Source organism: Pseudotabrizicola alkalilacus, assembly GCF_003443995.1.
Lineage (GTDB): Bacteria > Pseudomonadota > Alphaproteobacteria > Rhodobacterales > Rhodobacteraceae > Pseudotabrizicola > Pseudotabrizicola alkalilacus.
This window is the reverse complement of record NZ_QWEY01000008.1, coordinates 137148-148549: the sequence shown is the minus strand read 5'-3', so window position 1 is coordinate 148549 and position 11402 is coordinate 137148. Positions and strand designations below refer to the sequence as shown.

Sequence of the window (11402 nt, the reverse complement as noted above, 5' to 3'; positions counted from 1 at the left end):
CTTTCGATGCCCCGATGGGGCATCCACCGCGAATTAACGGGTTAAAGAGATGAGCGACGCAACATTCCTGAACTGGCCGTTTTTCGAGGCAAAGCATCGTGAGCTTTCTACTGCGGTAGAGGCTTGGGCCAGCGCCAACCTGCCGGTCAGCCATGCAGATGCCGACGCGGCGTGCCGGGGGCTGGTGGCCGCACTGGGCAAGGCCGGATTGCTGCGCCCCACCGGCGCGGATGCGGGCGAGGCGCTGGATGTGCGTAGCCTGTGCCTGATCCGCGAGATATTGGCGCGCCATGACGGACTGGCCGATTTCTCCTTTGCCATGCAGGGACTGGGCATGGGGGCGGTCACGCTGTTTGGCAGCCCCGAGCAACGGGCTTGGCTGGAAAAGACCCGCGCGGGCACGGCGATTGCCGGGTTTGCGCTGACTGAACCGGGGTCTGGCTCCGATGTTGCCCATACTGCCACCGTGGCAGACGTGGTGCCGGGCGGCTTTCGGCTAACGGGCGACAAGACCTATATCTCGAACGGCGGTATCGCAGATGTCTATGTGATCTTTGCCCGCACCGGCGACGCGCCGGGGGCAAAAGGGCTGTCCGCCTTTGTGCTGCCCGCCGATACGCCGGGGCTGGAGGTGGTGGAGCGGATCGAGGTGATCGCGCCGCATCCGCTGGCCCATCTGCGCCTGAACGGTGTCGAACTGCCGCACTCAGCGCTGATCGGGCGTGCGGGGGACGGGTTCAAGATCGCCATGTCGGTGCTCGATGTGTTCCGCTCGACCGTCGGCGCTGCGGCGCTTGGCTTTGCCCGCCGCGCGCTGGACGAGGCCCTGACGCGGGTAAAGCGGGTGCGGGCCAGCGGCGGCAGTCTTGCCGATTACCAGATGGTACAGGGCCACATTGCCGACATGGCCTTGCAGATCGACGCGGCGGCGCTGCTGGTCTATCGCGCCGCCTGGACCAAGGACACGGGGGCCGCGCGGGTCACACGAGAGGCGGCGATGGCAAAGCTTTATGCCACCGAGGCCGCGCAACAGGTGATTGACACTGCGCTGCAACTGCATGGCGGCGATGGTGTGCGGCAGGGCTTTGCCGTTGAAAGCCTGTACCGTGAGATCCGCGCCCTGCGGATCTATGAAGGTGCCAGCGATGTGCAGCGGGTGGTGATCGCCCGCTCGGTTCTGGGGGCATGACATGAGCAGCCGTCCAACACCAAGCGAAAAGCGAGGTGCCGCATGATCTACACCAGACAGATCCGGGTGGAGTTCAACCATTGCGATCCGGCGGGCATCGTCTTTTACCCCCGCTATTTCGAAATGACCAATTCGGTCGCCGAGAACTTTTTCCGCGACGTGGTGCAGCTGCCCTACGAAGAGATGATGGCGCGCGGCGGCGGTGTTCCCACCGCCCGGCTGGAGGTGACCTTTCACGCGCCGTCCCGGCTGGGCGATCTGCTGGACTGGCGGATGCAAGTGCAGCGTCTGGGCGGCTCATCGCTGGATCTGACGATCGAGGCGCAGGGGGCCGACAAGAAACGGGTCAGTGTCGCGCTGACACTGGTGAATGTGAACGACAAGGGCCGCCCACAGCCCTGGTCCGATGAGGTCCGGCAGCGGATCACAACCTTTATGGAGGCCGAATGACTGCGCAAATCCTGCATCCCGAAGGATGGAAACCGGCCAGAGGCTACGCCAACGGCATGGCGGCTCAGGGCCGCATGGTGCTGACCGGCGGGCTGATCGGCTGGAATGCCGATTGTGAATTCGAAACCGATGATTTTGTCGGTCAGGTCGAACAGACCCTGCGCAACATCGTGGCGGTGCTGGCCGAGGCCGGGGCGCGGCCGGAGCATCTGGTCCGCCTGACATGGTATGTTACCAGCAAGGCCGAATACCTGTCTGATCCCAAGGGGTTGGGCCGGGTCTACAAAGAGATCATCGGGCGTCATTACCCCGCAATGGCCGTGGTGCAGGTGGTCGCCCTGATCGAAGATCGCGCCAAGGTCGAGATCGAGGCCACGGCGGTCATTCCGGACTGAGACGCAAATCCAATCCCGAAAGCCGCAAAAGACGGTCGGGGCAAACAGGGAGCTACTGAGATGCTTGGTCCAACAGGCCATCTGGATACCTTTACCCGTGATCACATCGCCCCCTTTGACAGCTGGCCGGTGCTGCATCTGGCCGGGTTTGACTACCCTGACTGGCTGAATGTCGGGGTGGAACTGACCAACCGCATGGTCGAGCGGGGCTATGGCGACAATATCGCGTTGATCGGCAATGGCCGCAGCCGGACCTACAAAGAGCTGACCGACTGGACCAACCGCATCGCCCATGCGCTGGTCGAGGATTATGGCGTGAAGCCGGGCAACCGCGTGCTGATCCGGTCGGCCAACAATCCGGCCATGGTGGCCTGCTGGCTGGCCGCGACCAAGGCGGGGGCGGTGGTGGTCAACACGATGCCGATGCTGCGGGCGGGCGAGTTGACCAAGATCGTTGACAAGGCCGAAATCACCCACGCGCTGTGCGACACAAGGCTGATGGAAGAGCTGATCCTGTGCGAACGCGACAGCGCCTTTCTCAAGACCGTGGTGGGCTTTGATGGCACCGAGAACCATGATGCCGAACTGGACCGGGCCGCGCTGAAAAAGCCGGTGCGGTTTGACGCGGCCCGCACCGGGCGCGATGATGTGGCGCTGCTGGGCTTTACTTCGGGCACCACCGGCGATGCCAAGGCGACGATGCATTTCCACCGCGACCTGCTGATCATCGCCGATGGCTATGCCAAAGAGGTGCTGAATGTGACGCCCGAGGATGTGTTCATCGGCAGCCCGCCGCTGGCCTTTACCTTTGGTCTGGGCGGGCTGGCGGTATTTCCGCTGCGGTTCGGGGCCACGGCGGCGCTGCTGGAACAGGCCAGCCCGACGAACATGATCAGTATGATCGAAGAGCACAAGGCGACCGTCTGTTTCACCGCGCCGACCGCCTATCGCGTGATGCTCAAGGCGATGGACGAGGGGGCCGATCTGTCCAGCCTGCGCGCCGCCGTCAGCGCGGGTGAGACGCTGCCCGCGCCGGTCTATGAAGAATGGAACCAAAAGACCGGCAAGCCGATGCTGGACGGCATCGGCGCGACAGAGCTGCTGCACATCTTCATCACCAACCGCTTTGACGACCACCGGCCGGGCTGCACTGGAAAGCCCGTCACGGGCTATGAGGCGCGGATCGTGGACGAGGCCATGAACGAACTGCCGCGCGGCGAAACCGGGCGTCTTGCGGTGCGCGGGCCGACCGGCTGTCGCTACCTCGCAGATGACCGGCAGGGGGTCTATGTGCGTGACGGGTGGAACCTGACAGGCGACGCCTTCTGGCAGGATGATCAGGGCTATTTCCACTTTGCAGCCCGAACCGACGACATCATCCTGTCGGCGGGCTACAACATTGCCGGACCAGAGGTTGAAACCGCGCTTTTGTCGCACCCGGCGGTGCTGGAATGCGCAGTGGTCGGCGCGCCGGATGAGGCACGGGGGCAGATCGTGCAGGCCCATGTGGTGCTAGCGCCCGGTCATGCGGGCGATGCGCTGATGGTCAAGGTTTTGCAAGACCATGTGAAAAAGGTGATCGCGCCGTTCAAATACCCGCGCAGCGTGATCTTTGCCAAGGCGCTGCCCAAGACTCAGACCGGAAAGATCCAGCGTTTTCAGCTGCGCGCAAAGCCCCCGCAACCCTGAGCGGCGGCACTTGCCGGGTCGCCGCTTCGGCGACCGGGCCGGTCCTACCAGAAAATCCGGGGTTCGCATCGTGATCGCCCTACAACAGTGCCAGAGGACAGCACATAGCCCTTGCGTTCTATTTCTATAATTCTAGAAATATAGAAAAGGAATCGCCTGATGGATATAGATCTTGCTGCGTCACGTCTTTCCGCGCTGGGCAATGCCACGCGCCTGCGCCTGTACCGGCTGCTTGTCCGGGCCGGTGATGCCGGGTTGTCTGTGGGCCAGATTCAGGAGCGGTTGGGCATACCGGGGTCGACCTTGTCGCATCATTGCCGCGCGCTGATCTCGGTTGGCCTGATCCAGCAGGAAAGGGTCGGCACCTCGTTGATCTGCCGGACCAATTATCCGGCGATGCGAGGGCTGATTGACGATCTGCTGGCAGAGTGTTGCGCCGATGCCGGTGAGGCCGGCAAGTGACAGCGGTTCTATCGTGGCGGTGTTTCTATCATTTCAGAAAAAGGGGATATCCATGACAAAGACCGTGGCCATTCTGGGGGCCGGGCCGGTTGGCCTTGCGGCTGCCGCACAGGTGCTGGAACGCCAGTTGATTCCGCTGATCCTCGAACAGGGACAGGCTGCGGGCCATGCCGTGCGCGGCTGGGCGCATGTACCGATGTTCTCCAACTGGCGCTACAACCTCGACGCTGCTGCAACAAGGCGTCTGGCGGCGCTGGGCTGGGTGCCACCTGACCCCGAGGCCTATCCCACGGGCGCAGATCTGGTCGCGGGGTATATCGACCCGCTGGCACATTCGCTGCAGCCTTGGCTGCAGACCGGCCAGCGGGTGGTCGCCATCTCCCGCGATGGGGTGGACAAGATCAAGGATGCCGGGCGCGCGGCGGCCCCCTTTGTCATCGAGACCGATGGGCCGGTCGGGCGGCAGTTCCATCGCGCCGATGCGGTGATTGACGCGACCGGCACATGGTTTCAGCCCAACCCTGGCGGGGCAGGGCGACCAGTGCCGGGCGAGGTGGGGCAGGCCGGTCTGAGTTATGGCATGCCGGATGTGGCAGGGGTCGCGCGCCAGAGGTTCGCGGGGCGGCAGGTGGCCGTGCTGGGTGGCGGTCACTCTGCCGTGGGCACGCTGATTGCATTGGCCGGATTGCCCGGCCCCGCGCCGGTCTGGCTGTGCCGGGCAGACAGTGTCACCCGCGCGCTGGGCGGCGGCGCTGCCGATCAGCTGGCGGCGCGCGGGGCCTTGGGCGTGGACATCGCCCGGCTTCTGGCCGGGGGACGGATCCGGCTGGAGGCCGGGTTCAGGCTGGCCGCGATCGAGGGGCAGGCGCCGTTGGTCGCGGTGGCGGCGGACGGGCGTCGGGTGGCGGCGGAAGAGCTGATCGTGGCCACCGGGTTCCGCCCCGATCTGTCGATCTTGCGCGAGCTGCGTGTGGCGCTGGACCCGGCGCTGGAATGTCCTCCGGCACTGGCACCGTTGATTGACCCTAACCTGCACGCCTGCGGCACGGTTCGCCCGCATGGCGCGGCAGAGCTGGCACACCCCGAGCCGGGATTTTACATAGCCGGCATGAAATCCTATGGCCGCGCGCCGACATTCCTGCTGGCGACGGGGCATGAACAGGTGCGCTCGATCGTGGCCGCAATCGCGGGCGACCATCAGGCGGCAGCGCGGGTGGAGCTGGAGCTGCCGGAAACCGGCGTGTGCAACGGGCCGGGCGTGGCTGCGGTCGCGGCGGGCTCTGCCTGCTGTGGCGGACCGGCCAAGGCTGAGCGCACGGCCTGTTGCGCAGCAGATGAGGCGGCAAAAGCCGTCGAAGCAGCGGGCTGCGGCTGCGAAGGTTCCAAAGAGCGGACGAGTGCCAGCACATGCTGTTGACCCTGTCGCCTGGACGGCGGGGGCGGCTGGTGGCCGCCCTTGGCACAGCCCAGACCATCGGCTGGGCGTCGAGCTATTACATCCCTGCGGTGCTGGCGGTGCCGATGGCGGCCAGTTTCGGGCTGTCGCCGGTCTGGGTCTTCGGGGCGTTTTCGATGGCGATGCTTGTGTCTGCGATGATCGGCCCCTGGGCCGGGGCGCGGATTGACCGGCTGGGCGGACGTGGCGTGCTGATGCTGTCGAATGTGGTGTTCGCCTGCGGTCTTGCGACACTGGCCGCAGCGCCGACACCGGCGATCCTGTTTCTGGGCTGGGCGATGATCGGGCTGGGCATGGGCATCGGGCTTTATGAGGCCGCCTTTGCCACGCTGGCCGGGATCTACGGGCGCGAGGCGCGCGGGCCGATCACCGGCATTACGCTGATTGCCGGATTTGCCAGCACGGTGGGTTGGCCGCTGTCTGGGTTGATGCTGGTCACATGGGGCTGGCGCGAGGCTTGTCTGGGCTGGGCGCTGATCCACCTGTGTCTGGCCTTGCCGCTGAATGCCCTGCTGCCGCGCGGCACCGCGCCGGTCGTGGCTCCGGTGGCAGAGGAGACGGGGGCTGCTGCCCCGCCACCGTTTGCGATGATCCTGCTCGCTGTGGTCTTTGCCGCGACATGGTTCAACTCGACCGCGATGGCCGCGCATCTGCCGGGGCTGTTGCAGGCGGCGGGGGCCAGCACCGCCATGGCCATTGCCGCCGGGGCGCTGATCGGCCCGGCACAGGTTGCCGCGCGCCTGCTGGAGTTTGGCCTGCTGCGGCGCTTTCACCCGTTGGTCTCAGCCCGGATGGCAGCGGCCGCGCATCCGGTCGCGGCGGTCAGTCTGGTGGCCTTTGGCGGTCCGGCGGCCTATGTCTTTGCCGTGTTGCATGGGGCGGGCAACGGCATTCTGACCATTGCCAAGGGCACCTTGCCGCTGGCGCTGTTTGGCCCGGTGGGCTACGGCCAGCGCATCGGCTGGCTGAACGCCCCGGCGCGCATTCTGCAAGCCGCAGCGCCCTTGGTCTTTGGGGCCGCGCTGGCGGCATGGGGGCTGTCGGCGGTCTGGCTGACAGCGGGGATCGGGCTGGTCGCTACGGGCGCGCTGCTGTGGCTGCGGCGCAGGTAGGGCTGGCTGTTCCACGCAGGTTTCTCCCGGACGGCCTAGTTGATCCACGGGCCGGAGACCACATGCAGGCCCATGCCGATCAGCGCACAGCCGACGCAGGCAGAGATCAGCTCTGTCCTTGTGCCGATGGCGCGTGCGGCCAGACCTGAGGTTGCGGCAATTGCGACAATGCAAAGCCACCCGCCTGCGATCACAAAGACGCTCAGGGCGATGGACAGGATCATGACCGGCGCGCCTGCGTCGATCAGGGTGGACGAGGCTGACAAGACGAAAATACCGGTGAACGGGTTGCAGATCGCAACGGTCATCCCGCGCAGAAACGGGCCGCCCGTGCGCCTTTGGTCATCTGCAAGCGGCGAAGGGTGCCCCGGACCATGGCCAACGGCAAAGCAGATCAGCCCGCCCCGGATCAAGAGGGCGGCGAACAACAGCCGCAGATAGGGTTGGGTGGCGTCATTCAGCGGCAGGTGCTGCCCGACCGTCAGCACAAGCGCGCTGAGGCTGGCCGCCCCCGCGCCGACCCCCAATGCCGCCCGCAGGGCGGAGGCCCGCGTGCCGGTGGTGGCACAGTGCAGAACAGTCAGAAAATTCGGCCCCGGCGTGACGGTGATCAGCGCATAGGCCAGAACAAATGCAAATAATGACATGAAACCAATCCGGACAAAGCTATGCGCAAGGGTCGCATGGCTATGTCGGGCGGGCAGTCGTCATATGCCGGGGGCGTTGGCCGGGGTATCGGGCGATGGCAGCCAGGGTGCACTTTTCAGCAGCGCGACCAGTTCGCTTTGCTGATGGGTGACGGTTTTCTGAAACACCCGCTCCAGATAGGTGCGGGCGGTCTTGACCGTGATGCCGACCTCGGCGGCGGCCTCGGCCAGCGTGCGCCCGGCAGAAAGCGCGGCGGCAAGCCGCGCCTCGCTGGGGCTCAGGTCGAACAGCCCGCACAGCGCCTCGACCGACGGCACCATGCGCGAGACCGCCAGCGGCGTGACCACCAGCATGACCTCGCCATCGGGAAACAGCGCCCGTGCGGTGCGGCGCAGCGGCAGCAGATGCACAACCACAGGCCGCAGATCGCTGCCATTGCGCAAGGGGATGGAGGCGGCGGCCTCGGTCTGCACCCGTGCAAGCGCTTCGGACAGGCGCTGGTTCTGGCGCGGCGCGACCAGAGCCAGTTTGCCCTGCGGCACGGCAAGGATCAGATCATCCATGGCGCGGAGAGTGTCGTTCATCGCCACAATCTGACCATCGGCCCGCAGCACTGCAGCGGGCAGGCCGATCTGGGTCATTGCCTCGACCCGGGCGCGCGCCACTTCCAGCCCCAGCCGCGCCGCCATCATCCCGGCCCGTGCAAGGTGGGACAGATGACCATTGAGGATGTCCCGTGCCCCGGGGGAATGCGGCCCGTCGCAAAGCGGGCGCTCAAAGGTAAAACAGGCGGTGTCGCCGGTCGGCAGCGCCAGAATGGCCCCGATCTGATAGCCAAGCCCCAGACCGATCAGCATTTTGCGCGACGGGTCAGCGTCAAGACCGGCAGGGTCGTAGACATCGATATCGCGCAGAAAGGTCTGTCCCCGGTTGACCCAATGCGCGGCACGCTCATGCGTGGAGGTGAAGTCCGCCGCCTGTGCATAGGCAGTAAACGCAGTTTGCACGGCAGGTGACGCGATCCAGCGCGGAACGCCGCCCCGGCGCACGACTTGCAGAACGCCGCCCAGTGACCCCGACGCTGTGGCAAGGTCATTCAGCGTCTGCGGCCAGCATTCCGGCTGGAAGGCAGCCTCATATATGCGGTCCGTCAAGTCCTGGATCATCTGGAACCCGGATTGCAACTCTGGCCTGAATCATACCGTGGCCGGGCAATGATCGCCACTGTTCTGAAACAGGGCGGCGTAAAGCTGTCTTGACGACGTTTTACCCGTCCGTAACGGCATGAGGTGGGGTGGACGGGGTGGTGTCTGACCCGTCACCTGCGGGCTGGGTGCCCGCCACCAGATACAGAAGCAGGGCGGCCAGACCCACGATGACAGCGATCCAGATCACAGATGGGCGCATTGGAATTATCCTTTGTAACCTTTGGGAACCGACCTATTCCGGCAGGGCATAGGCCAGAATGTGATCGCCGGGCTTGGTGCCGACCGATCCATGCCCGCCTGCAACCATCACCAGATACTGGCGGCCGTCGTGTTCATAGGTCATCGGGGTTGACTGACCTCCGGCAGGCAGCCGGGCACGCCAGATTTCGTCGCCCGAGGTCAGATCATAACCGCGCAGATAGTTGTCAACCGTCGCCGCCAGAAACGCCATCCCACCCCCGGTGATGATCGGGCCGCCGATGCCGGGCACGCCCAGCTCGAACGGAAGTGGCAGCGGGGTCATGTCGCGCACGGTGCCGTTCTTGTGCTGCCATGCGGTCTCGCCGGTGCGCAGATCGACGCCCGCGACATAGCCCCACGGCGGGGCCGAGCACGGCACCTGCAGCGGACCCAGAAACGGCCCCATGACCACGCCATAGGGCGCGCCCTCGTTCCGGTTCAGGCCCTGTTCGCTGGCGGTCTCGCCCTCGACCGGATCGGGGATCTGGTCGCGCGGCACAAGGCGCGCGGTAAAGGGCAGATAGGTCGGCATGCCGAACATGACCTGCCGCACCGGGTCTACCGCGACCGAGCCCCAGTTGAACACGCCGAAATTGCCCGGATGCACGATGGTGCCGTTGATCGACGGCGGCGTATAGCGCCCCTCATAGTTTAGCCGTTGCAGCTGGATGCGGCAGACCAGCTGATCCAGCATGGTGATGCCCCACATATCGGCCCCTGTCAGCGGATCAGGTGAAAAGCTGAGCGCCGAGACGGGTTGCGTGGGGGCGGTGAAATCTTCGGGAATGGCGCCGCCGGGCGCGGGCACCTCGGTCACGTCCAGCAGAGGCGTGCCGGTGCGGCGGTCGAGCACATAGATGTCGCCCTGCTTGGTGGCTTGCACCAGTGCGGGCACGTCAGAGCCATCCGGTTGTGTCAGGTTGATCAGCACCGGCTGGGCTGGCACGTCCATGTCCCACAGGTCATGATGCACGGTCTGGAACACCCATTCGCGCTGCCCTGTCGCCACATCCAGCGCCACCACCGACGAGGAATGCTCTTCGACCGCCCGGCTGCGGCCCATGCCCAACTGGTCCGGCACCTGATTGCCAAGCGGGATGTAGACCAGACCCAGCTCCTCATCGACCGAAAAGATCGACCAGCTGTTGGGCGAGTTCGGCATATAGGTCTCGCCCCCGGCAATGTCGATCGGGGTGGTTTGATCCGGGTTTCCGGCATCCCAGTTCCAGACCAGCGCGCCGGTGTCGATGTCAAAGGCGCGGATCACGCCGGATTGCGAATAGATTGAAAAGTTGTCGTTGACCGCGCCGCCGATGATCAGCAGCCCATCCACAGCCACCGGGGGCGAGGTGGAATAGTAATAGCCCGCCGGGTTATAGGGCATCCCGGCCTCCAGCTGCAGCTCGCCGTCATCGGCGAAAGCGGTGCAGCGCGCGCCGGTCGCGGCATCCAGCGCGATCAGCCTTGCGTCGGCGGTCGGCATGTAGACCCGCCGCGCGCACAAGCCATCGTCGGCCCCGCCCGCCGGATCCTCCCAATAGGTCACCCCGCGGCAGGTCTGGTGCTGGCGGTCCGGGTTCAGCCCGGAATTGGCATCATAGCGCCACTGTTCCTGCCCGGTGGCCGCATCCAATGCGATGGCGATGTTGTGCGGGGTGCAGACATACAGGCTGTTGCCGACCTTCAGCGGGGTGACCTGATAGGTGGTTTCGGTCACATCCTCGGGCAGCTTGACGTCGCCGGTCTGATACGTCCACGCCAGTTCGAGGGAATTGACATTTGCAGGCGTGATCTGGGTCAGCGGCGAATAGCGCTGGCCGTAATTGGTGCGCCCGTACTGGTGCCAGTCGCCATCGGCAAAGTCGGCCCCCATCGCCGGATCGGGGGTCAGCGCCTGTTCCGGCAATCTCCCGGCCAGATCATGCGGATCCTGAAACATCGCATACACAGCTGTTGTGATGCAGATCAGCGATGCAACCGCCACCGGCATGGCCGGCGGGCCGCTGCGGGACACTGCAGGGCTGGCCGACACAAAGCCACTCCGGTCAAAGCCACGTGCCGCAGGGATCAGAAGCCACAGACCCAGTACAACGATGATCCCGCCGCGCGGGGCAAGCTGCCACCAGTCAAAGCCCACCTCCCACACCGCCCATGCCAGAGTGGCAAGCATCAGGGCGGCATAAACCCATGTGGTCAGCGGGTGCCGACTGTGGATCAGAACGGCGGTAATCAGCAGGACAAAGCCAGCACCCAGATAATACCAACTGCCCCCCAGAACGGCGAGCCAGCTGCCAGCCCCCGTCAACAGAGCCCCGAGCAATGCAAACCCGATTGCCGTCACAGTTCTTGTCATGGGAAATTCCCTGTTTTTGGGTCATGAAATGGTGCCGTTCATAGGTAAGCTGCCCAAGGCGCGGAAAGTTCCCGGAAAGTTTCCCGTGGCGCGGATCAATCAGAACACGCGCAGCGGATCGCACAGGGCCTTGCCCGGTGCCGGAGTGAAAAGCAGCCGAACGCGGATCAGCAACACCCGGCGCGCAGGACATGCCCCGT

General features: G+C 65.2%; 11 protein-coding genes. 7 read left to right on the top strand and 4 right to left on the bottom strand.

What is annotated here, in order from left to right:
- The first annotated feature begins 49 nt into the window (after positions 1–49).
- From D1012_RS14840 to D1012_RS14810, 7 genes are all read left to right on the top strand, one after another.
- On the top strand, positions 50–1189 hold the full coding sequence (locus D1012_RS14840; RefSeq protein ID WP_118153779.1) for an acyl-CoA dehydrogenase family protein: 1140 nt from the start codon (positions 50–52) through the stop codon (positions 1187–1189).
- Positions 1190–1231: 42 nt separating this feature from the next.
- Complete coding sequence (locus D1012_RS14835; RefSeq protein ID WP_118153776.1) at positions 1232–1639, top strand: acyl-CoA thioesterase; 408 nt, start codon at positions 1232–1234, stop codon at positions 1637–1639.
- On the top strand, positions 1636–2034 hold the full coding sequence (locus D1012_RS14830) for a RidA family protein (protein ID WP_118153773.1): 399 nt from the start codon (positions 1636–1638) through the stop codon (positions 2032–2034). The genes D1012_RS14835 and D1012_RS14830 overlap by 4 nt, the downstream gene beginning before the upstream one ends.
- 60 nt (positions 2035–2094) lie before the next feature.
- Positions 2095–3723: an AMP-binding protein gene (locus D1012_RS14825; RefSeq protein WP_118153770.1), complete on the top strand. Its 1629-nt coding sequence runs from the start codon at positions 2095–2097 to the stop codon at positions 3721–3723.
- 159 nt (positions 3724–3882) lie between these two features.
- Positions 3883–4185, top strand: a complete 303-nt coding sequence (locus D1012_RS14820) for an ArsR/SmtB family transcription factor (RefSeq protein WP_118153767.1) — start codon at positions 3883–3885, stop codon at positions 4183–4185.
- Positions 4186–4237: 52 nt separating this feature from the next.
- The gene (locus tag D1012_RS14815) at positions 4238–5602 is read left to right on the top strand and encodes an NAD(P)-binding domain-containing protein (protein WP_199489521.1); all 1365 of its coding nucleotides are present in this window, start codon (positions 4238–4240) and stop codon (positions 5600–5602) included.
- Entirely contained in the window at positions 5593–6753 is a 1161-nt protein-coding gene (locus D1012_RS14810; RefSeq protein WP_118153764.1) for an MFS transporter, read from the top strand. The genes D1012_RS14815 and D1012_RS14810 overlap by 10 nt, the downstream gene beginning before the upstream one ends.
- A gap of 35 nt (positions 6754–6788) precedes the next feature.
- Here D1012_RS14810 and D1012_RS14805 read toward each other — a convergent pair whose 3' ends face one another.
- From D1012_RS14805 to D1012_RS14795, 4 genes are all read right to left on the bottom strand, one after another.
- Positions 6789–7400 (bottom strand): LysE family translocator, encoded by a 612-nt coding sequence (locus D1012_RS14805; RefSeq protein WP_118153761.1) that lies wholly within the window; start codon positions 7398–7400, stop codon positions 6789–6791.
- A 60-nt stretch (positions 7401–7460) separates the two neighbouring features.
- Positions 7461–8555: a helix-turn-helix transcriptional regulator gene (locus D1012_RS14800; protein ID WP_147335708.1), complete on the bottom strand. Its 1095-nt coding sequence runs from the start codon at positions 8553–8555 to the stop codon at positions 7461–7463.
- Between the two features lie 112 nt (positions 8556–8667).
- Positions 8668–8808 carry a hypothetical protein gene (locus tag D1012_RS22695; RefSeq protein WP_158569361.1) on the bottom strand — a complete coding sequence of 47 codons (141 nt, stop codon included), beginning with the start codon at positions 8806–8808 and terminating at the stop codon, positions 8668–8670.
- A gap of 33 nt (positions 8809–8841) precedes the next feature.
- Positions 8842–11202, bottom strand: a complete 2361-nt coding sequence (locus D1012_RS14795; protein ID WP_118153754.1) for a glucose/quinate/shikimate family membrane-bound PQQ-dependent dehydrogenase — start codon at positions 11200–11202, stop codon at positions 8842–8844.
- Positions 11203–11402 lie beyond the last annotated feature (200 nt).